Source organism: Arenibacter sp. 6A1 (assembly GCF_012272855.1).
Classification (GTDB): domain Bacteria; phylum Bacteroidota; class Bacteroidia; order Flavobacteriales; family Flavobacteriaceae; genus Arenibacter.
Genome location: NZ_JAAXCQ010000011.1, coordinates 147,695 through 167,932, shown reverse-complemented (window position 1 = coordinate 167,932; position 20,238 = coordinate 147,695). Strand labels below are relative to the sequence as shown.

The following is a 20,238-nucleotide window of genomic DNA, read 5'->3' as shown; positions in this document are numbered from 1 at the left end:
CTCTTTTTCTCTTCTATCCGCCTACTCTAATCCAGGTTTGGGTACGATATATAAATGCCAAATAGCCTCTTACTTTAAGTTCGTCAGGATTCTCGGGATTCAACCATATCTTACATCTAAAGGTCATCGCCTGTTCTGGATCGAACAGGGTAGATCCTTTCCATTCTCCCTTGTCATTTTTCTCCAGTCCCTCAATAATTTTCATGCCCAAAATAGGCTCTCCTTGCCTATCTCCCTCACATTTAGTGCATACGGCATCTTCTCTCCCTTCTTCTAAAATCTCGACCACTTGACCATGCATGAGCCCGTCCTCTTTATAAATATTTATAATAGCCTTTGGATTCCCCGTTCTATCGTCTATAGTTTTCCATGTCCCAAAAACATTTTGAGCATAGGAGGGCCACGCCAATAAAACTATCAAACCGTATAAAATCAACTTACTCTTTTCCATTATAATTTTTTAAATTTTTTCTCAGGGAATTCAAGGAGGCGTTCAACTCAAATCCAAGCAACAAAATATTAGCATTCAACCATATAAACACCAGTAATATCAATAGTCCGGCCAAAGCACCGTACAACTCGTTATACCTGGCAAACTTCTCTACATACACCCCAAAAAGGTAAGAGGTAATCATAAATAAGATGGTAGTCATTAGCGCACCGGCAGAAAAAAACTTGGTCTGCCTACCTTCTTTAGTACCAAAGTAGTACAATATAGCAGTTATTAAATAGGTCAGAAATCCCAAGAATACAAATTTACCCGCTTGAGCAAACACCAGATCTATTTGTTCTTCATGCGCTCCCGTGGTTAAACTGCTCAATCCACCTAGGATAAATGCCTCAAAATAAACAAACACCACAGCCCCCAATAAAATAAGGACAGACAACAAAATCCCTATTAACAAGGCATAGATATATTGCCTAAAAACATTGCGTGTAAGACTCACGTGATAGGAATTCTCAAAGCCGCCAAAAATAGCATTTACACCGTTGGCCATTAGAAATATAGAGGTAATAAACGCTAGGGCCGAGGACAAGACATCGCCCCTTTCCTGAGCCTTTATTTGCATATATATATCACTAAAGTAATCTCCTGTAGCCCGCGGTAAGAAGGATTCCAAAAACTCTAAAAACTCCGCATCAAAATTGGTGAACTCCGACGTTAGGTAAGGTATTATAAATGGAATCAGGGTTACTAAAAAAATCAACAGCGGAAACAAGGCCAGAAAAAGACTGAAAGAAATAGCACTGGCCCGAGAAGACACGGCGCCCTTTACGATTCCAAGGACATACATCTCCATAAGATCGTAAAATGACAGTCCTTCAAAGGCAGGTAGTTTAAATTGCTTCAGCAATTTCACTACGCTGTTCAATATGGGAATCTTAGCAAGTTCGTTTTCTATTTCTGCCGACATTTAAACCGCTTTTAAGCTCAGGTCCATGTTATAAATAGAGTGTGTTAGCGCCCCTGACGAAATAAAATCAACCCCGCATTCCGCATATTTCCGAATGGTATTTTCGGTGATACCGCCAGAGGATTCGGATAAACACTGATCGCCGATCAATTGAACGGCCTTTTTAGTGTCTTCATAATTAAAGTTGTCCAGAAGAATTCTATATATTCCTGGAGATTGTAAAATTATTTTTACCTCGTTTAAGTCCCTTGCCTCCACTATAATTTTCAAATCTTTATTGGCGGTTTTCAGGTATTCTTGGGTCTTCTCAATAGCCTTTGTGATACCTCCTGCAAAATCAATGTGATTATCTTTTAACATAATCATATCATATAGTGCAAACCGGTGGTTTTCTCCGCCTCCAATTTTAACGGCCCACTTTTCTATTGCTCGGATCCCAGGAGTCGTTTTACGGGTATCCAAAATTTTAGTTTTGGTCCCTTCCAACAACTTCACATAGTAATTGGTCTTTGTTGCAATAGCGCTCATACGCTGCATAGCATTAAGCACTAGCCTTTCTGCTTTTAAGATACTTTGAGAACTACCACTGACATAAAAAACGACATCGCCAAATTTCACAGTATCCCCATCATTTATCAGGGTTTCTATCTCCAAGGAGCTGTCTACATATTCAAATACCTGTTTTGCAAACGCTACCCCTGCTATGATACCACTATCCTTCACCAAAAGCTTGGCTTTGCCGCTAGCTGTGCTAGGGATACATGCCAAGGAGCTATGGTCACCATCTCCAACATCTTCACGGATGGCATTTTTTATAATAAGATCCAGTTCGGTTTTAAATTGTGCTTCTGAAATCATGTTTTTATTTTTACAATGCTAATTTACTAAAATGTTATTTAGTTACTCCCTAATTATAGTCCACAATTACCAATACCTTTTATAGATAAGGCCCCTATAAACCCATAGTCCCAAATATAGGAATTGAAGTTTGCCAAAGATATCTATCTAGATTAAAAATTGTAAATTATCTTTGCGGCATGACCATAAAGTTACTTGCATTAGGAAAGACAGACAGCAAACAATTGCAGCAATTAATGGATGAATATCAAAATAGACTCCGCCATTATATAAAATTTGAGCTAGAAATTATTCCGGACATAAAAAACACCAAAAACCTCTCTGAAAGTCAGCAAAAGGAAAAAGAGGGCATTGCTATTTTAAGCCGCTTAAACCCTACGGACCAAATGATTTTGTTGGACGAAAACGGGAAACAGCACAGCTCTATGGAGTTTTCTAAATACCTTCAAAAGAAGATGAATACCGGATTAAAGCAGTTGGTTTTTGTCATTGGCGGTCCCTACGGTTTTAGCGATGCCGTTTACGACAAGGCCGTCGGAAAAATAAGTTTATCAAAAATGACCTTTTCCCACCAAATGGTACGATTATTTATGATAGAGCAGCTATATCGAGGTTTTACGATCTTAAGAAACGAGCCTTATCATCATCAATAAGGATCGTGGACACAGCTTTACTTAAAAACAACTAAAAACCTCATTTACACTTATTTATACCCAATTACGGTTATTATAATTTGGGCGTTCCCTCCTTCGTCGGTCGGGCTCTTCGCTATATCCCTTGCCCTGCTGCGGGGATGCCGCTGCGATCCCTAACGCGCAGATCAATGAACAATAAGCAGTAAACAATTAGCAATGGGAAAACGGGAAATATTTTAATGTGCCAATGGGGTAATTTGAAAATTGGGTATTATGGGAATTACTTTAATTTGGACATGAATCAATGTTATCTTGAATCGATTAATTTCAAAACTCCAGCAGGGCGGCATATTAATAGGGATTGTATTTATTACCCATCAGCACAGTCCTATGGTGGCGACATATTACGGGAATTATTAGTATTAAAGGACGCCCCAAGGGTACGTTTGTAGAGACGCCTAATTTGGGCGACTTTCTTCCACAGAATGACCGTTGGATTTTTTGGCATTTCCGCCATCTATTTCATCATAGGTTTTATTAATGATTATAGCATCATGTACGTGATTTTGGAATTGCTATAAAGGCACCAAATGCCACAATTGTATTGTTCAAGTGTCCAACTCGGTTGCGGTCCTATGACTAATTGAATATTGAAATTTACCCTTTCTCCCCAGTCACTCAAATTCGTAATTTAACAGTCTTTTTTCTCTTTTCTTTTATCCAGTTCTCTTGTTTATGGATAAATATTCACTGAATTCCGCGTTAGCTATTGCAGCGGCATCCTTTTTTAGCGGGCTGGACCGCCTAAAAAAGATATAGCGGAAAGAGCGCCCCTTTAGGGGAACGCCCAAGATATTATTATTACCTTAAAAAGCAGAAAGAAGCACCTTCACAATACTTCTCGTCGCCCCAATAGGAGAACCTATAAAAGTTAGCATTACGTAAGCTACATGAAAGCTCATAAACATGGGTTTACCTAACAAAACCAGTAACTATTCCTAATTTCAACTACCCCTCTACCCCCAAGCAAACAAGAAAAAGAAACTGTTTAAAAATAAACTGTTTAAAAATAAACTGCCCCGCTGTAAACAGACGGGGCAGTATCCTACTCTATATTTTAAAAAAAGCTTAGAAGCCTTAAACTCCTTACCTCACTAATTAATACAACACTCTAAATTTAATAGTATTGTCTATCTTCTTAAGCTCCTTAATCACTTCTTTATTATATTCTCTATCCAAATCCGAAATCACATATCCAACCTCGTTATCGGTAGACAGATATTGCCCTGTGATATTCATATCATACTTTGCCAAAACCTTATTGATTTTCGCCATGATTCCGGGCACGTTTTTATGGATGTGCAAAAAACGGTGCGATTTGTTTTGTTTAGGCAATCTTATATTGGGAAAATTTACGGCATCTACGGTATTTCCCGAGTTGATGTAATCCATTATTTTGTTCGGTACAAAATCGGCAATATCACGTTGCGCCTCTTCGGTACTTCCTCCAATATGAGGGGTTAAAATAACATTCTGCAACCCTTGCAGTTCAGTATGGAAATCGCCATTACTTCCTGGCTCTTCAGGGAAAACATCGATCGCAGCTCCGGCAATTTTACCGCTTTTCAAAGCTTTTACCAAGGCTTCAATATCTACAATAAACCCTCTAGAAAGATTCACCAACATAGCTCCGTCTTTCATTTGGTTTATTTCGCGCTCACCAATAAAGTTTTTGTTTGTTTTACTATCATCGATATGAAGAGTAACCACATCGGAAACATTCAACAGATCTTCCAAAGTATTGCATTTAATAGCATTTCCTAAGGCCAACTGATCGGCAACATCATAGTAATACACTCTCATCCCTATTGCCTCTGCCAATACGGATAACTGTTTCCCTATATTCCCGTACCCTACGATTCCAAGGTTTTTACCACGAACTTCTTTAGAGTTTGCCGCGGTTTTGTTCCATTGTCCACCATGAATTTCGGTACTTCTTGGAAAAATACTTCTCATCAGCATAATAATTTCGCCAATTGCAAGCTCTACTACAGATCTAGTATTACTATAAGGAGCATTGAATACTACCACTCCCTTTTTCTTACAAGCTTCCAGATCTATTTGGGTAGTTCCGATACAAAAAGCACCAACAGCCATTAACTTATCTGCGGCATCTAACACTTTTTGAGTCACTTGGGTCTTGGAACGTATCCCTAAAACATGCACCCCTCTAACTTTCTCTATCAGTTCTTCTTCTGGAAGACTGCTTTTTAACAATTCTACCGAAAAACCTTCTTTGGATAGGTTTTCAAATGCATCTGAATGCACATTTTCCAAAAGTAGGATCTTTATTCTATTCTTTGGATACGATATTTTTCTAGGCAATTTATTCACAAATAAAAATTCATCTAAGTTAGGAGTAATATAATCTGCGTTTTTCGCAGCCTTTTCTCTATGTACATTTTCTGTATAGGCAAAAAACTTATCTGCTATACCTGCTTCACGCATTACATAATCACTATACCCATCACCAATAACCTGCACCTCTCCATCTAGGTCAAGATTTTTTAAACAAGCTATTTTCCCGTTATGGGTAGCCAAAACATTAGCTTCATCAAAACCAATGATTTTTCCATTCTCATCGAATTTAAAAGTATTAGCATATACTCTATCCGCTGGAATGTTATATTCTTTTACAATTGGATCTATAAATTCCTTAAACCCACAGGATATCACATAAATATCTTCGGAATAAGTCTCGAAAAACTCTTTGTTATCCTCAATAGATTTAGATATTTTATCGCGCAGTTGATCTACCAACACCTCCAAATCGCTCTTATGAGCATTCAACAACTTTATCCTTCTTTCCAAAGACTCCGTAAAAGAAATATCCCCATCTATTCCCAGATTGGTGATTTCCTGAATTTCACGAATAATCTCTTCTTTATTAGAATTTCCATTAAGGGTGATTTCCGCTAACACATCTAGGGCTTCTACCCTAGTTAATGTACTGTCAAAATCAAAAACATATTTTCTGCCTGCCTGAACCATTTATTCTGAAAAATTTAGACGCAAAAATATAAATTAATTATTTGCAAATCCCATCTTTGATCATAAAAGTAACTTTCCGATAACACAAAAACCCTCGTTAATGCATTATTGATTTTTTTTAAGCCAAAATATTGTTGATTTGACAAAAACGAAGGCCGCCATCAGGATATACTCTACTAAAAAACTAGGAAAATAGCATCCTAGGGCTTAAAATTCCTTTATTACAACCCGCCTTTATAGATAATTCCCGTTATGATTGCCAAACCGAAACTCAACAAGGTGCCAATCAATATGTATTCTGTTAGTTTTCGCGAATTACTTTCTTTTAGATCATTAAACCTAAACACCGATTTTGCCGTTATTAGCAACCCAATTACTTCCCACCTTCCCATGATCATAAAAACAAACACAAACAACCGTTCTATGATTCCAATGTATTTTCCGGCATTCGGCAAGGATTTATGATCTAATTCTATCTTATTAGCCATCCCTTCCATCAATTTTGTCATTATAATTGATGATGGAAATCCCACAAAAATAATCGCAGTAACCAAAGGCCAATCTATTTGCTGCATTAAGGCCAACGTATGGGGCACCACATCGGAAGTATACGCGCAGACATAAACCACCAGAAGATGTAAAAATTGATCTATAAAAAAAGGAATACTTTTATTTTTAAACCATGGATTAATATAAAGTTTAGCTACATCTATAAGGTAATGGGACACAACTAACAATACGACCCAAAACCATAAAGTAAGGTTCCAGAGTAAAATCATCGTCAACACAAAATGCACCAATATATGCAGGTATAGGTATTTGGATCTTATTTTATGCACCTCCTTATGAATGACCCATCGGGTTGGCTGCAGCAGAAAATCACCTATAAGATGCGCCAAAAAGAGTTTTGTAAATAGTATCATGCATTGAATTCCTTGACCGTTTCCTTGTAAAAGTCCAGCACCTCAAGAACAAGCTCCATTCTCGCCCTTTTTAATCGTTGGCTTACGGCAGATTGCTGTACCTTTAAGTAATCGGCCCATTCTTGCTGAGAGACATCAGGTTGCTCTAAGGCCAACCGAACTACTTCGGCCGTAACTACAGACCAATTGTCCATAAAATCGAGCGCTAACCGCAATACAAGATTTAAAGCCTTATCTTTTTTTAAATCCCCTGTAGCGATCGCTAAATTTAATTTTTGTTTTTTTAAGGTTTCAAAAACCCTGCCCGAACGCTGATGAGCCTTACCGTTGGACTGACTAACACTACTCCCTTCAAAATTTTCTTCGCCGATCCCGATTCCTATGCGCACATCGAGATTTTTCACTGTTTTTATCAGCGCTTTAATTCCAATGGCAATTATTAAAGCGTCTTCAGGACTTGTTCTGATCTGAAACTCATCACCCCTATAAATCTCCCAATCTATTGGTGTTGTCCCCAATTGATTTAGACGCTTCTTTAACATCGTCATCCATTGGATCACCTCTGATTGTTCAGAATTGACAATATCTCCGGTAAGTATTGCGATTACTTTCATAAGCTAAAAGACTAATATATTCAATTATAAGCTAAAAAGCTAATATTAAAACTTATAAGCTACTTCTATACCAACACCCTATCCGAAATACACCTATCACTCCTAAAACCAGCGCCTTACGGCCAAACAGTATTTTTGGTAGTCTTTACCAAATTTTTTCGACAAGACTTCCTCTTCTGGCAGAATTTGATACGCATTCATAAAATAAACAAAGCCAGCAGCCAGCAGGGTATTAAAGGCATTTCCCAGCCACAATCCCCATGCTAACAATAGCAGCAATAAAGCCAAATACATAGGATTTCTAGAATAACTATACAATCCAGTCGTTACCAACCGAGATGCTTTGCCAGGTTGTAAGGGATCAATTGATGTTTTAAATTTAACAAATTGAAACAAAGAAACAAAGGCTATTAAAACAGCCATACCCACCAATATAAAAATCAGATAATTTCTTCCAAAGAACTCAAAATCACCCACAGGCAATACAATTGCAAGCAGGTACATCAATAAGGCAAACACAAGTACCACTCCCACTGGAGGTATTTTTATTTTCATACAACAAGAATAACAAAACAATAAATTTAACACTTTTCAACACTCTTAAACTATTAATCCCAAAAGTTTTTTTAAATTCACCGCAAAAACACTTTAACAGAGACTTTTAACTCCATGCAACTCGTATTCGCCACCCATAACAACAACAAGCTCAAAGAGGTACAGCTCCTACTCCCTGATGACATAGAACTACTATCCCTTACGGACATTGGATGTACAGAGGAGATCCCGGAAACCGCGGAAGACTTAGAAGGCAATGCTATCTTAAAGGCTAAATTTGTAACCGATAACTACGGTTACCCATGTTTTGCAGACGACACCGGCTTATTGGTAGACGCCTTAAACGGAGCCCCGGGCGTATATTCTGCCCGTTATGCGGGAGAGCAGAAAAGCTCGGAAGACAATATCACAAAGCTTTTGGAAGAACTAAAAAACAGTACCAATAGAGCCGCACACTTTAAAACGGTCATTGCCTTAAATATAAACGGACAGGAATTACTTTTCAAAGGCATTGTAGAAGGCGAGATTACCCACCAACGACATGGCGAAGGGGGCTTTGGTTACGATCCTGTTTTTAAGCCTACCGGATACGAAAAAACATTTGCCGAGTTCCCAATTGCCCTCAAAAACAAAATAAGCCATAGAGGTCGAGCTATTCAACAACTACTTGCTTATTTTAAAAACCAATAAATCCATAAATTATGTCAGAAACAACACCAAGGACATCTAAGCCCCCTTTTTCCTTACCCAAGCTACGAACAGAGACTTTGGGCGGCTATTTGGTTGCGGTATTTGCATTGTTTATGGCTATGACAGAAATGGCCAACAATAAATTGGAAGAAGATCTAATGATAGCCCAAAGCATGTTTGTCGATCATACGGCGTGGTACCAAGCTAAAAGCGTAAAACAAAGTATAAAAGAAAGCGAATTAAGCCTTTTAAACATAATAAACGAGGCCTCTATTGTAACGAACAACTCTTTATCACCCTTTAAGGAAAAACTAGATCACACCAAAACATTGGTTCATAAATACGCAGCAGAAAAAACAGAAATTTTAGTCGGCTCCTCCAATATACCTCAAGCGTATTGGGCTCAAGACTTAGATGGAGAAATGGGGGTTATCGTAGGGGTAAAAGAATGGGAAAAACTCATTAGAGAGTACGGCAGCGCTTCACAGGTATTTAACTTGGGAATATTATTTTTCCAAGTTTGTTTAGTGATGGGAATCCTTTCTATTATAGTAAACTACAATAAAAATCAAGCCAATATATTCACCTCCTTAACCTTGTTTTTAGGTATTTTAGGCATCACTGCTGCTGCTTATGGCTTCTGGGTATTTCCATAAAAATATCACTAATTTACAAAAAAAACGTAGTTATTAAATAAATAGCAGTACCTTTGCCCCCTTAATTAACGCCGCTGGTATAGCATGTGTTGACCGGAGTCTAAAAAGGGTTATATAAATAATCGCTCTACTCAACATACATATTTGCGATTATTTTATAACTTATTATGACAAAATTCGAAGAATTAGGGCTAACTCCGTCCTTATTGAACGCTATTACTGATTTAGGATTTGAAGCTCCTTCTGAAGTTCAAGAAAAAGCGATTCCAATCTTATTAGAAAGCGAAACAGATTTAGTTGCCCTTGCCCAAACTGGGACAGGAAAGACAGCTGCCTTTGGTTTTCCACTTATCCAAAAAATTGATAGCGCAAGCAGAACTACCCAAGGATTGATTTTATCACCAACAAGGGAACTTTGTTTACAGATCACCAATGAGCTTGTTGCTTATTCCAAATACGAAAAAGGTTTAAACGTTGTTGCTATTTATGGTGGCGCAAGTATTACAGACCAAGCCAGACAAGTTAAACGAGGAGCACAAATTGTTGTAGCTACCCCTGGTAGAATGAAGGATATGATCAGCCGTGGGTTGGTAGATATCTCTAAAATAGACTACTGTGTATTAGATGAGGCCGATGAAATGCTTAACATGGGCTTTTTCGAGGATATTAAGGATATTTTATCCAATACTCCAAAAGAAAAATCTACTTGGTTATTTTCAGCTACCATGCCGAGAGAAGTTTCGGTTATCGCTAAAAAATTCATGAACTCCCCACAGGAAATCACTGTAGGTTCTAAAAACTCTGGAGCCAATACCGTACAACACGAATATTATGTTGTAGGTGGAGGAGATCGTTACGCTGCTTTAAAAAGATTAGCAGATACCAATCCAGATATATTTTCGGTTATTTTCTGTAGAACGAAAAGAGATACGCAAAAGGTTGCCGAAAAATTAATTGAAGACGGATACAATGCCGGAGCTCTGCACGGCGATTTAAGCCAGAACCAAAGAGATTTGGTAATGAACTCTTTCCGTAAGAAACAAATACAAATGTTGGTAGCAACCGATGTTGCTGCCCGTGGTATTGACGTAGATGATATTACCCACGTAATCAACTACCAATTACCTGACGAAATTGAAACGTATACGCACCGTAGTGGTCGTACAGGTCGTGCTGGTAAGTCGGGTATCTCTATGGTCATCATTACCAGAAGTGAACTGAGAAAAATTAAGGCCATTGAAAATAAAATACAAACAGAATTTATCAGCAAAAAAATTCCGACTGGAATGGAAATTTGCGAGATTCAGTTGTATCACTTGGCCAACAAAATAAAGGATACTAAAGTAAACGACGAAGTAGATGTTTACTTACCTGCAATCAACGATGTTCTTCAAGGGATTGATCGTGAAGAACTGATTAAAAAAATCGTTTCTGTTGAGTTTACCCGTTTCTTTAACTACTATAACAAGGCAAAGGATTTAAAATCTGCTGAGCCAAGAGAACGTGGTGAAAGAGGTGAAAGAGGAAGATCGGCTGAAATACCAACCAATGGTAACGTTAGATATTTCATCAATGTAGGTGAAAAAGACGGATACGACTGGATGTCTTTAAAAGATTTCTTAAGAGACACTGTTAACCTTGGTCAGGACGATATCTTTAAGGTTGATGTTAAAGAAAGTTTCTCCTTCTTTAACACGGACGCTGCCGTAACAGAAAACATTCTGAAAACCTTTACCGAATTTAAGGTAGACGGAAGATTTGTTAATGTAGAAGTATCTAAAAGCCCAGGTGGCGGCGGTGGTCGTGGCCGTGGTAGCAGAGACCGTGGCAAAAGCTTTGGTGGAGGAAGAGATAGAGACAACGACAGAGGAGGTCGCGGAAGAAGAAGAGAAAGTAGCTTTTCTTCCAGAGGAGGCTCTTCTAACAGTCCTTCTTCTGGAAAAAGAAGAACCAAAAGAAAAAATGATTCATATTAGTTAATTCTATACTAAAAAAATACGCTCCGGCGTATTTTTTTAGTTAGTTTACGTTCTTAAATTTTGGATTCTATTACATGGGAAGATATTTAGCGGTTTTTTTATTGATTATTAGCACCTTCGGTTACTCACAAGAAACCAAAGGCCTGAATGACCTTCAAGAATTAAAAGCATTGGTTGTAAATGCCCAAACAGACCAACCTATGGAAAGTGTCCACGTGGTAAACCTTAACCAAGTGGTGGGGACTATCACAAATGAAATGGGCGAATTTAGTTTAACCGCCAAAGTCAACGACACCCTATTCTTTACCTTTTTAGGCTTTAAATCCCAAAAAATCCGTGTCACCAATGACATGTTTAAATTCAAGAACACTAAAATTGCCTTAACGGAATTGGCCTATGCCCTGGAGGAAGTAATCGTTAGACCGTATTCCCTTACTGGTTATTTAGAAATCGATGTCAAGAACTTACCATTGAACAATGCCTTTCAGTACAGTATTTCCGGTTTATCGTTTGGATACGAAGGAGGCAGCAAAAACCCAAGTGCCGTTACAAAAGTTCTAGGTGCCATCCTCAACCCAGCAGATTTACTGAGAAACCTATTTGGTAAAAAACCGAATCAGATGCGTAAATTAAGGCAGATGAAAGAAGACGATCAAATAAGAAATTTATTGGCTTCTAAATTTGACAGGGAAACACTTACAGAACTGCTTCAGGTAGAAAAAATTGACATAAACGATATTCTTACCAATTGTAATTATTCTAAATCTTTTATCAGTACAGCCAATGATCTACAAATTTTAGATGCCATTAGCAGTTGCTACGAGGAGTTTAAAATATTGAACCGAAAAAACTAAGCATTCAGAGAAGTTTTTTTCCTCTCATCAATCAATCCGAGTTTAAAATTTATTTTATTCTGTAAATTAAATTTTCTAATTACAGTATCGTTTCATAGCTTTAAATAAAATAGATGCTTATGAAGCTCTCTATCCTATTTATAGCATTCTTATTGCTTGTTTTCTCCTGTAAGCATACGGAAAAAAATGATCGGGTTAGCGATATCGCGCCAATAGCCCAGCCCCATCAAAGCAAAGACCTTCAAACTCCTTTTTTTTGGGAGGGTGCCAATATTTATTTTCTGCTCACCGATCGTTTTTACAACGGCGACCCTTCTAACGACATCAATTACGAAAGAACGGCTTCAACGGGAGTCCTACGCGACTTTATGGGAGGTGACTTGAACGGCATCACCAAAAAAATAAAAGAAGGTTATTTCTCCGAATTAGGCGTCAATGCCATTTGGCTTAGCCCGATTGTGGAACAAATTCACGGTAATGTTGACGAAGGCACGGGTAATACTTACGGATACCATGGGTATTGGACCAAGGACTGGACAGCTCTTGACCCCAATTTTGGCTCTAAAAAGGACTTAGAAATACTCGTAAAAACAGCTCATAAAAATGGCATTCGTATACTCCTAGATGTTGTTTTAAACCATACCGGACCAGTGACCGAAAAAGATCCTGTCTGGCCGTCCGATTGGGTACGCACCTCCCCACCATGTACCTATACCAACTACCAAAGCACTACTAGCTGTACCCTGGTTGAAAACCTGCCCGATATTCTTACCGCTACAGAAAAAAGCGTAAAGCTCCCCGACCAACTTTTAGCAAAATGGAAAAAAGAAGGCCGCTTAAGTCAAGAACTCGATGCCTTAAGCTTGTTTTTTGATCGAACCGGCTATCCTAGAACACCTAGTAACTATATTATAAAATGGTTAACCGATTTTGTTAGTGAATTTGGTATAGACGGATTTAGAGTGGATACCGCTAAACATGTAGACGAAAAGATCTGGAGTAAATTATACGAGCAAGCATCCTTCTCTTTTAACACTTGGAAGAAAAAACATCCTAATGACATGTTAGACGATACTCCTTTTTATATGGTTGGAGAAGTGTATGGCTACGGTATCTCTGGCGGAAGAGAATATGATTTTGGCGATCGAAAAGTAGATTACTTTAAGCACGGCTTCAATAGCCTGATCAATTTTGAGTTAAAATCAGATGCCCATAAGGATTATGAGACCATATTTACCAAATATGATGAGTTGTTGCACCACCAACTAGCGGGGAAAGGGGTGCTAAACTACCTAAGTTCTCATGACGATGGCCATCCTTTTGACAAAGAAAGAAATAAGGGGCACCAAGCGGCTAACATACTTTTTCTTAGCCCGGGAACTGCCCAAATATACTACGGGGATGAATCTAATAGAAGCCTGACGATTCCGGATACCCAAGGAGATGCCACCCTACGGTCCTTTATGAATTGGGAAGAAATAGAAAATAACAAAATCACCCAAGACATATTACTGCACTGGCAGAAATTGGGTCGTTTTAGAAGTCGGCACCCTGCCATTGGAGCAGGTAGCCACCAACGTATAACACAAACTCCCTACGTATTTACAAGAACATTTAAAAAAGGCACGTATATAGATAAGGTTGTAATAGGATTAGATGTACCCAAGGGAAAAAAATCTCTTTTAATGAAAGATTATTTTGAAGATGGCACCAAACTCTACGATGCCTATTCAGAATCCTATATAGAAGTAAAAAATGGGAGGGTGCAATTTGATAGTGACTTTGAAATAGTCTTGCTGGAATTAGCTGCACAACAGCCAACACAACCTTAAAGCATACTAGTTTATTGTTTCGTCAAGTCTCTTATTTTTAACTGTTCCTCCAAAATTTAAAAGTCATTATTGGCTATATTTACAACTTCAAAACCTTGTAACTAAGTTTCTAATGACCCCCTTATGAAATTAAACAGAAGACGCTTTTTCCAAAAATTCATTTTGGGTGTCATGGGTTTTGTAGTAATAGATTCTTATTGGTTAGAAAGGTATTTTATATCGTGGACGGAATTTGATCTTGCGGAGGGGGAAGCAGAAAAAATTAAGGCCATTCAACTTAGCGATCTTCATTTAAAAGAAATCAAATATTACCATAAATCTATAGCCAATCGCATTAATGAAGAACGTCCAGATGTGCTGTTTATAACCGGAGACACTATTGAACACCGCAGGGACGTACCTATTATTAAAGAATTCCTTGACTTAATTGCCAAAAAAATACCTAAAATCGCCATTTTGGGAAATAAAGAATATTCTGGCAAGATAGATTTAGACACCTTAAAAACCACTTATTCCGAACAAAATGGACAGCTATTGATTAATAAGTCCCGTCTTTTAAAGGCAAAAGGCAGGGAGATCAATATTGTTGGCATAGACGATTATGTCGGCGGCGTTCCAGACTTTACAAAAGCATGCCAGACCATCGATAAATCTAGGCCCATTATTATTTTAAACCACTGCCCCGCTTATCGCGAAACGATAGATATACAAGCCAAGGCCATGAAAATGCCCCCTTTAACCATTCTTTCCGGACATACCCATGGCGGACAAATTACTTTTTTCGGAAAACCGTTATTTATGCCCCGTGGTGCAGGAGGTTACATAAAAGGATGGTATACCAACAACACCTCAAAAATGTATGTTTCCAAAGGCGTTGGCACTGCTATTTTACCCTTGCGTTTTGGGGCAAGGGCAGAAGCCAGTATTTTTTATCTATAAGGTTATTTTTGCGAATGCAGCGCTATCCTATTTCCCTCAGAATCCTTAAACAACGCCATAAAGCCATGTCCTCCACCTATTTCTTTTTTAGACTGCAAAATACTTCCTCCAGCTATTTCTACGCGACTTAACGCTAACGCTAGATCTTTACAGGAAAAATAGAGCAAGGGCCCCATAGTGTCACTTGGCCGGTACAAGCTGTGTTGTACCAAAGACCCCATGCCCCCGGGTTTTTCGGCTGCCGCAGGAAACCACCCCATTTTAACCTCCTCTAATTGATGGATAGCTATAGAGATTGAAAAAACCGTATCATAAAACTTTTTGGCCCTTTCCATATTCGTTACGGGAATTTCGAACCAACCGACCATATTGGCATTCATAGCCTATTTTTTTTCTAAAATCGATTTTAAACTCTGCAATCCATTCTCAAATTCCTTGCCCATCATTTTATCCATACTCATAAAAAGCATCATAATAGACATGGGGAATTTATTTTTCCCTTTGAAACCCCAAACAACCCTTGTTTTATGCTCGTCAACGGCTTCCACATCGATATAGGCATCCGAAGTAGATTTAAAAGGTTTTAAAAACCGCAACTCCGACTCAATTCTTTCTCCCTCTATTATTTCTGTTACTTCTTGCTCTCCTTCCCCTACTGCCTTATTTCCTTTCCAATGGCTTAGAGCGCCCACTTCACCATCGGTTCCGGTAAAAGTTTTCTCCATAGCAGGGTCTTTCTTGGCCCATGGGGACCACTCATCCTGTTTTTTCAAGGACCTAAGGTATTGAAATACCTCTCCTTTTGGTTTAGCTATAACTATTGCCCGGTTTACCTCATACTCCTTCGGAGCCAAAATACCCAGTACAGCAATTAAAACAATAATGGCCAGAACGATGTAAAGTAGTGTAGTCATTTTATTTTTGGTTTGATTATAAATAAATATAGTAAAAATTTACTTCTCGCCGTAATAACGTGCCAAGACATCCTGAATACTTCTGACCGATTTTTTTGTCCAATCCAATCGCTTTAAATACTGTTCTTCTTCTGTCAGTTTCCAATCGATATCACTTTGTTTCAATTCTTTGGTTAGGGTATGCAAAATAATGGCCGCGGATACGGATATATTTAAACTTTCGGTAAAACCTACCATGGGTATTTTTAAAAACTCATCAGCTTCTTCTATAACTTCCTGACTCAGCCCATTGCGTTCGGTTCCGAAAAACAGGGCTATTTTGCCATCAAATTTAAAATCGTCCAACAAACAATCATTCTGATGGGGAGTGGTTGCCACAATCTTATACCCTTTTTCCTTCAGGGTTTTAATGCAGCTAGTAGTATCGGCATATCTTTTTACATCTACCCATTTCTGGGCGCCCATAGCTATATCCTCGTCCAACCGTTTGCCATACTTGCTTTCGATGACATGCGCTTCCTGAACGCCAAAAATATCGCAGCTCCTAATAACGGCACTGGTATTGTGCATTTGAAAAACATCTTCGATGGCTACCGTAATATAATTGGTCCGTTCTTGGAGTATTTCTAAAAAACGGGATTTTCTCTCAGGCATAATAAATTCTTCCAAATAGGGCAAAAGGTCATAATCAATCATAGTCAAACAATAGAAAAGGGTTATTTTTATCAAAAATATCTTATTTCTTCCAAATGAAAAAAATAGTGGTATTAACCGGGGCGGGGGTCAGCGCAGAAAGTGGCATAAATACCTTTCGGGATGCCGATGGATTATGGGAAGGACACGATGTAATGGAGGTAGCTACTCCGCAGGGATTTGCCCAAAACCCACATCTGGTCCTGGAATTCTACAATGAACGCAGAAGGCAGCTGTCTACCGTTTTCCCCAATGCCGCCCATAAAGCCCTATCGGCCTTAGAAGAACATTATCGAGTAGATATCATCACCCAAAACGTAGACGATTTACACGAACGCGCGGGGAGCTCCAATGTTATCCACCTACACGGCGAATTGCTAAAGGCCAGGAGTGTTAAAAACCCAAACGCGATCATCGATTGGAAATCCGATATAAAAATTGGGGATATTGCCTCGGACGGCAGTCAATTGAGGCCGCATATCGTATGGTTTGGAGAAGATGTCCCCTTATTGCCAAAAGCTGCAGAAACCACTAGCATGGCCAATATTATAATTATCATTGGCACTTCCATGCAAGTATACCCTGCCGCTAGCCTGGTCCATTATGCGCCATTAGACAGCCCCATTTACTTCATAGATCCCAAGCCCAATATAAAGGCATCGGACTTTAATAATTTAAGGATTTTACAAGGTAGTGCCGTTGACAAGGTCCCTACTCTGGTTTCGGACCTAATTGATAGAGCGCTCTAGTATGGTCGGCCCAATCTAATATCGCCTGTTTTTGATCGGGAGTCAATTTAGCCTCCTTATGTGTCCAAGTGTATTCCTTAAGCGGCATTGCGCCTTCCCTGATCATTTCTTCTAACTCCTCCATTTTATGATCCTTTTTCTTGACAGAATAATTTTCCCATTCAGAGAAATTAAGGTGTTTTTTCCCGTCTTTGATATGGGCATCCAACCAAAAGGATATTGGAGCTATATTGTTGTACCACGGATATACCGTATTATTACTGTGGCAATCGAAACAAGCTTGCTTTAAAATTATTTTAAGCTCCTTGGAAGGATTCGTTTCTGTCATAAAACTATCCATAGTATCCGATTCTGCGATATTTTTGGACGGTCTATAAAACTGTATCAACACAAAAACGATCAATAAACCCCAAGCCATTTTTTTCATATATTTCATGTAATTCCTTTTATTTTTTAAAAATAGCTTTTTTTATGACGCCTTCAGAGCTTTATCACCTCCTTCACCAAGTAAGCCATTCTATATGGGATCGAAGAAACCTAGCCGCAGTAGTCCAAGAAGACCCACAACTCATTTCTTCTCTTTTAAAAATCGCATTCCAGGATGATGCCCCCATCTCTTGCAAGGCATGTTGGGTCCTAGAATTTGTCGCCAAAGAGCGCTTAGATTCAATGTTGCCCCATCTTAATGTTTTCACTACCAATATAGGATTGGTACGCCAAGAAGCTTCTATAAGGCCATTGGCAAAGATCTGTGAATACTTAACCAAATCTTATTTTATTGATAAAAGTACAGCTACCCAAAACGCCATCACCGAGGAAGATCTAGAACAAATTACCAAAACATGTTTCGATTGGCTGATTGGTGAGCACAAGGTGGCTGCAAAAGCTTATAGCATGACCGGCCTACTGCTTTTAGGACAAAAATTTAAATGGATCCATCCGGAACTCAAATTGGTACTGGAACAAAACTATCATCGGGGCAGTGCCGCTTATAAAGCAAGGGCAAGACAAACTTTGGCTAAAATCTCCTGATAATATATAGAAGCACCCTTTAAAGCCGTCACAAAAAAGCTGAATAACAACTACTTCTCCCAAGAAAACTCATAATTTATCGCTTACTAAAACTTTGGTTGAACAAACCGCAAAATTCCTAACATAAAAACCCTAAACATTCTATAGCTTAACTTTTAAACTCCTGAAGTTATGATTATCTTTGCGCTTTTCAAAAATCATTCAATTTCTCATACCATGTCATTAAACAAGTTAAACGCCATTTCACCTATAGATGGCAGATATAGAAATAAAGCAGAATCTTTAGCGCCTTTCTTTTCAGAGGAGGCCCTTATAAAATACAGGGTTTTAGTTGAGATAGAATATTTTATCGCTCTTTGCGAAATTCCACTTCCACAACTTTCTGATTTTGATACTTCAAAATTTGGAGCTTTAAGGGATATTTATGAGAACTTTAGTTCTGAAGATGCCCTTGCTATCAAAGAAATTGAAAAAGTAACCAATCACGATGTAAAAGCCGTTGAGTATTTTATCAAAAAGAAATTTGATGCCTTAGGTTTACAAGCCCACAAAGAATTCATTCATTTTGGACTTACCTCTCAGGATATCAACAATACTGCTATTCCGCTTTCTATTAAAGAAGCCGTTAACGAGGTGTACGCACCGCTTTACTTAGAGGTATTGAACAAGGTAGAATCTTTGGCAAAGGAATGGGAAGCTATCCCTATGTTGGCCCGTACACACGGACAGCCTGCATCTCCTACCCGTTTAGGGAAAGAGATTGAAGTGTTTGCTGTTCGTTTAAAAGAACAGTTTAACTTTCTTGAAGAAATTCCAAATGCGGCTAAATTTGGTGGTGCCACAGGAAATTTCAACGCTCACAAGGTTGCTTATCCAAGTATTGACTGGAAGGCTTTCGGACAGAAATTTGTTCAGGAAAAATTGGGCTTGCACCATTCTTTCCCAACGACCCAAATAGAACACTACGATCATATGGCGGCCCTTTTCGATTGCCTAAAACGTATCAATACCATCGTCATAGATTTAGACCGAGATTTCTGGACCTATGTTTCTATGGATTATTTCAAACAAAAAATTAAAGCAGGAGAAGTCGGTTCCTCTGCCATGCCACACAAGGTAAACCCTATCGATTTTGAAAATTCTGAAGGAAACTTAGGGATTGCGAATGCTATTTTCGAGCATCTGTCAGCAAAGCTTCCTGTTTCTAGATTACAAAGAGATTTAACGGACAGTACCGTTCTTAGAAACGTAGGTGTTCCTTTCGGACACACCTTAATTGCATTTCAATCGACCTTAAAGGGACTGGACAAATTGTTATTGAACAATGACAAATTCCAGGAAGATTTAGAAAATAACTGGGCTGTAGTTGCCGAGGCTATTCAGACCATCTTAAGACGTGAAAGCTACCCAGATCCGTACGAGGCACTGAAAGGATTGACTCGTACCAACGAAAAAATTACGCAAACATCTATAGCTAATTTTATAGACACCCTAGCGGTTTCGGATGAAATAAAAGCCGAATTAAAGGTTATTACCCCTAGCAACTATACAGGGATATAATTCATTATTCACATATGCAGACAAAAAAACCACCTTTCGGTGGTTTTTTTATATCTTTATTTTTCGGCCTCTCAAACAATTACTCCCCAAATTTTTAAGGGTGTTTCCATGTATAGTAAGCGTATTCAACAATAAAGTCAAAAAATTTCCAGAGTAGTCATTAGGTCGGGTTTATTCCAATTTCCTATAGCCCTTCTGAGAAAATTTTGGGCGTTCCCTCCTTCGTCGGGCGGGCACTTGGCTATATCCCTTGCGTTGCTACGGGGATGCCGCCGCGGTCCCTAACGCA

The 20,238-nt window shown here is 38.6% G+C and carries 21 protein-coding genes; 10 read left to right on the top strand and 11 right to left on the bottom strand.

Features of this window, described 5'->3' with window-relative positions:
* Nucleotides 1–13: 13 nt before the first annotated feature.
* From HCG49_RS12015 to nadC, 3 genes are read right to left on the bottom strand one after another with little or no spacing between them, the layout of a single operon-like run.
* The gene (locus tag HCG49_RS12015) at nucleotides 14–451 is read right to left on the bottom strand and encodes a DUF2147 domain-containing protein (protein WP_168469784.1); all 438 of its coding nucleotides are present in this window, start codon (nucleotides 449–451) and stop codon (nucleotides 14–16) included.
* On the bottom strand, nucleotides 438–1,415 hold the full coding sequence (locus HCG49_RS12010) for a YihY/virulence factor BrkB family protein (RefSeq protein WP_168469783.1): 978 nt from the start codon (nucleotides 1,413–1,415) through the stop codon (nucleotides 438–440). The genes HCG49_RS12015 and HCG49_RS12010 overlap by 14 nt, the downstream gene beginning before the upstream one ends.
* On the bottom strand, nucleotides 1,416–2,273 hold the full coding sequence (gene nadC, locus HCG49_RS12005) for a carboxylating nicotinate-nucleotide diphosphorylase (RefSeq protein WP_168469782.1): 858 nt from the start codon (nucleotides 2,271–2,273) through the stop codon (nucleotides 1,416–1,418). It abuts the gene before it with no gap.
* A gap of 179 nt (nucleotides 2,274–2,452) precedes the next feature.
* On the opposite strand from nadC, the gene rlmH reads away from it, so the two are divergent.
* Entirely contained in the window at nucleotides 2,453–2,926 is a 474-nt protein-coding gene (gene rlmH, locus HCG49_RS12000; protein WP_168469781.1) for a 23S rRNA (pseudouridine(1915)-N(3))-methyltransferase RlmH, read from the top strand.
* 1,140 nt (nucleotides 2,927–4,066) lie between these two features.
* Here the strand turns inward: rlmH and serA are convergent.
* The 4 genes from serA to HCG49_RS11980 all read right to left on the bottom strand — a co-directional run bounded on the left by serA (nucleotide 4,067) and on the right by HCG49_RS11980 (nucleotide 8,051).
* Nucleotides 4,067–5,959: a phosphoglycerate dehydrogenase gene (gene serA, locus HCG49_RS11995; protein WP_168469780.1), complete on the bottom strand. Its 1,893-nt coding sequence runs from the start codon at nucleotides 5,957–5,959 to the stop codon at nucleotides 4,067–4,069.
* A gap of 221 nt (nucleotides 5,960–6,180) precedes the next feature.
* Nucleotides 6,181–6,882 (bottom strand): DUF3307 domain-containing protein, encoded by a 702-nt coding sequence (locus HCG49_RS11990; RefSeq protein ID WP_168469779.1) that lies wholly within the window; start codon nucleotides 6,880–6,882, stop codon nucleotides 6,181–6,183.
* Complete coding sequence (locus tag HCG49_RS11985; RefSeq protein WP_168469778.1) at nucleotides 6,879–7,496, bottom strand: SatD family protein; 618 nt, start codon at nucleotides 7,494–7,496, stop codon at nucleotides 6,879–6,881. Before HCG49_RS11985 ends, HCG49_RS11990 begins: the two co-directional genes overlap by 4 nt.
* A gap of 102 nt (nucleotides 7,497–7,598) precedes the next feature.
* Nucleotides 7,599–8,051, bottom strand: coding sequence for a methyltransferase family protein (locus HCG49_RS11980; protein WP_168469777.1), 453 nt, complete (start codon nucleotides 8,049–8,051; stop codon nucleotides 7,599–7,601).
* A gap of 114 nt (nucleotides 8,052–8,165) precedes the next feature.
* On the opposite strand from HCG49_RS11980, the gene HCG49_RS11975 reads away from it, so the two are divergent.
* The 6 genes from HCG49_RS11975 to HCG49_RS11950 all read left to right on the top strand — a co-directional run bounded on the left by HCG49_RS11975 (nucleotide 8,166) and on the right by HCG49_RS11950 (nucleotide 15,001).
* Nucleotides 8,166–8,741, top strand: coding sequence for a non-canonical purine NTP diphosphatase (locus HCG49_RS11975; RefSeq protein WP_168469776.1), 576 nt, complete (start codon nucleotides 8,166–8,168; stop codon nucleotides 8,739–8,741).
* Between the two features lie 11 nt (nucleotides 8,742–8,752).
* On the top strand, nucleotides 8,753–9,397 hold the full coding sequence (locus HCG49_RS11970; protein ID WP_168469775.1) for a DUF4337 family protein: 645 nt from the start codon (nucleotides 8,753–8,755) through the stop codon (nucleotides 9,395–9,397).
* Between the two features lie 167 nt (nucleotides 9,398–9,564).
* Nucleotides 9,565–11,373: a DEAD/DEAH box helicase gene (locus tag HCG49_RS11965; RefSeq protein ID WP_168469774.1), complete on the top strand. Its 1,809-nt coding sequence runs from the start codon at nucleotides 9,565–9,567 to the stop codon at nucleotides 11,371–11,373.
* Nucleotides 11,374–11,450: 77 nt separating this feature from the next.
* A complete protein-coding gene (locus tag HCG49_RS11960) occupies nucleotides 11,451–12,230 on the top strand; it encodes a carboxypeptidase-like regulatory domain-containing protein (protein WP_168469773.1) in 780 nt (259 codons plus the stop codon).
* 119 nt (nucleotides 12,231–12,349) lie between these two features.
* Nucleotides 12,350–14,062 carry an alpha-amylase family glycosyl hydrolase gene (locus HCG49_RS11955; protein WP_168469772.1) on the top strand — a complete coding sequence of 571 codons (1,713 nt, stop codon included), beginning with the start codon at nucleotides 12,350–12,352 and terminating at the stop codon, nucleotides 14,060–14,062.
* 123 nt (nucleotides 14,063–14,185) lie between these two features.
* The gene (locus tag HCG49_RS11950) at nucleotides 14,186–15,001 is read left to right on the top strand and encodes a metallophosphoesterase (RefSeq protein ID WP_168469771.1); all 816 of its coding nucleotides are present in this window, start codon (nucleotides 14,186–14,188) and stop codon (nucleotides 14,999–15,001) included.
* Nucleotides 15,002–15,003: 2 nt separating this feature from the next.
* On the opposite strand, the gene HCG49_RS11945 is transcribed toward HCG49_RS11950, so the two are convergent.
* The 3 genes from HCG49_RS11945 to HCG49_RS11935 are packed head-to-tail and all read right to left on the bottom strand — an operon-like array spanning nucleotide 15,004 to nucleotide 16,611.
* Nucleotides 15,004–15,381: a VOC family protein gene (locus HCG49_RS11945; RefSeq protein WP_168469770.1), complete on the bottom strand. Its 378-nt coding sequence runs from the start codon at nucleotides 15,379–15,381 to the stop codon at nucleotides 15,004–15,006.
* A gap of 3 nt (nucleotides 15,382–15,384) precedes the next feature.
* The gene (locus HCG49_RS11940) at nucleotides 15,385–15,915 is read right to left on the bottom strand and encodes an SRPBCC family protein (RefSeq protein WP_168469769.1); all 531 of its coding nucleotides are present in this window, start codon (nucleotides 15,913–15,915) and stop codon (nucleotides 15,385–15,387) included.
* A gap of 39 nt (nucleotides 15,916–15,954) precedes the next feature.
* Entirely contained in the window at nucleotides 15,955–16,611 is a 657-nt protein-coding gene (locus HCG49_RS11935; RefSeq protein ID WP_168469768.1) for a TrmH family RNA methyltransferase, read from the bottom strand.
* Between the two features lie 53 nt (nucleotides 16,612–16,664).
* Here HCG49_RS11935 and HCG49_RS11930 point away from each other — a divergent pair, with 53 nt between their 5' ends.
* A complete protein-coding gene (locus HCG49_RS11930; RefSeq protein WP_168469767.1) occupies nucleotides 16,665–17,357 on the top strand; it encodes an SIR2 family NAD-dependent protein deacylase in 693 nt (230 codons plus the stop codon).
* Here HCG49_RS11930 and HCG49_RS11925 read toward each other — a convergent pair.
* Complete coding sequence (locus tag HCG49_RS11925; RefSeq protein WP_168469766.1) at nucleotides 17,320–17,793, bottom strand: heme-binding domain-containing protein; 474 nt, start codon at nucleotides 17,791–17,793, stop codon at nucleotides 17,320–17,322. The genes HCG49_RS11930 and HCG49_RS11925 overlap by 38 nt on opposite strands.
* Before the next feature lie 35 nt (nucleotides 17,794–17,828).
* Between HCG49_RS11925 and HCG49_RS11920 the strand changes: the two genes are divergently transcribed.
* Together HCG49_RS11920 and purB are read left to right on the top strand one after the other, a co-directional pair.
* A complete protein-coding gene (locus tag HCG49_RS11920; RefSeq protein WP_168469765.1) occupies nucleotides 17,829–18,389 on the top strand; it encodes an adenylosuccinate lyase in 561 nt (186 codons plus the stop codon).
* Nucleotides 18,390–18,605: 216 nt separating this feature from the next.
* The gene (gene purB, locus HCG49_RS11915) at nucleotides 18,606–19,949 is read left to right on the top strand and encodes an adenylosuccinate lyase (protein ID WP_168469764.1); all 1,344 of its coding nucleotides are present in this window, start codon (nucleotides 18,606–18,608) and stop codon (nucleotides 19,947–19,949) included.
* Nucleotides 19,950–20,238: the final 289 nt, after the last annotated feature.

Coding starts and splice junctions, on each gene's coding strand:
- HCG49_RS11950 (WP_168469771.1), top strand. CDS start 14,186: ATGAAATTAAACAGAAGACGCTTTTTCCAAAAATTCATTTTGGGTGTC.
- HCG49_RS11935 (WP_168469768.1), bottom strand. CDS start 16,611: ATGATTGATTATGACCTTTTGCCCTATTTGGAAGAATTTATTATGCCT.
- HCG49_RS11940 (WP_168469769.1), bottom strand. CDS start 15,915: ATGACTACACTACTTTACATCGTTCTGGCCATTATTGTTTTAATTGCT.
- HCG49_RS11975 (WP_168469776.1), top strand. CDS start 8,166: ATGCAACTCGTATTCGCCACCCATAACAACAACAAGCTCAAAGAGGTA.
- serA (WP_168469780.1), bottom strand. CDS start 5,959: ATGGTTCAGGCAGGCAGAAAATATGTTTTTGATTTTGACAGTACATTA.
- HCG49_RS11980 (WP_168469777.1), bottom strand. CDS start 8,051: ATGAAAATAAAAATACCTCCAGTGGGAGTGGTACTTGTGTTTGCCTTA.
- HCG49_RS11990 (WP_168469779.1), bottom strand. CDS start 6,882: ATGATACTATTTACAAAACTCTTTTTGGCGCATCTTATAGGTGATTTT.
- rlmH (WP_168469781.1), top strand. CDS start 2,453: ATGACCATAAAGTTACTTGCATTAGGAAAGACAGACAGCAAACAATTG.
- HCG49_RS11925 (WP_168469766.1), bottom strand. CDS start 17,793: ATGAAATATATGAAAAAAATGGCTTGGGGTTTATTGATCGTTTTTGTG.
- HCG49_RS11930 (WP_168469767.1), top strand. CDS start 16,665: ATGAAAAAAATAGTGGTATTAACCGGGGCGGGGGTCAGCGCAGAAAGT.
- HCG49_RS11985 (WP_168469778.1), bottom strand. CDS start 7,496: ATGAAAGTAATCGCAATACTTACCGGAGATATTGTCAATTCTGAACAA.
- HCG49_RS11965 (WP_168469774.1), top strand. CDS start 9,565: ATGACAAAATTCGAAGAATTAGGGCTAACTCCGTCCTTATTGAACGCT.
- HCG49_RS11960 (WP_168469773.1), top strand. CDS start 11,451: ATGGGAAGATATTTAGCGGTTTTTTTATTGATTATTAGCACCTTCGGT.
- HCG49_RS11970 (WP_168469775.1), top strand. CDS start 8,753: ATGTCAGAAACAACACCAAGGACATCTAAGCCCCCTTTTTCCTTACCC.
- HCG49_RS12010 (WP_168469783.1), bottom strand. CDS start 1,415: ATGTCGGCAGAAATAGAAAACGAACTTGCTAAGATTCCCATATTGAAC.
- HCG49_RS11920 (WP_168469765.1), top strand. CDS start 17,829: ATGACGCCTTCAGAGCTTTATCACCTCCTTCACCAAGTAAGCCATTCT.
- nadC (WP_168469782.1), bottom strand. CDS start 2,273: ATGATTTCAGAAGCACAATTTAAAACCGAACTGGATCTTATTATAAAA.
- HCG49_RS11955 (WP_168469772.1), top strand. CDS start 12,350: ATGAAGCTCTCTATCCTATTTATAGCATTCTTATTGCTTGTTTTCTCC.
- HCG49_RS12015 (WP_168469784.1), bottom strand. CDS start 451: ATGGAAAAGAGTAAGTTGATTTTATACGGTTTGATAGTTTTATTGGCG.
- HCG49_RS11945 (WP_168469770.1), bottom strand. CDS start 15,381: ATGAATGCCAATATGGTCGGTTGGTTCGAAATTCCCGTAACGAATATG.
- purB (WP_168469764.1), top strand. CDS start 18,606: ATGTCATTAAACAAGTTAAACGCCATTTCACCTATAGATGGCAGATAT.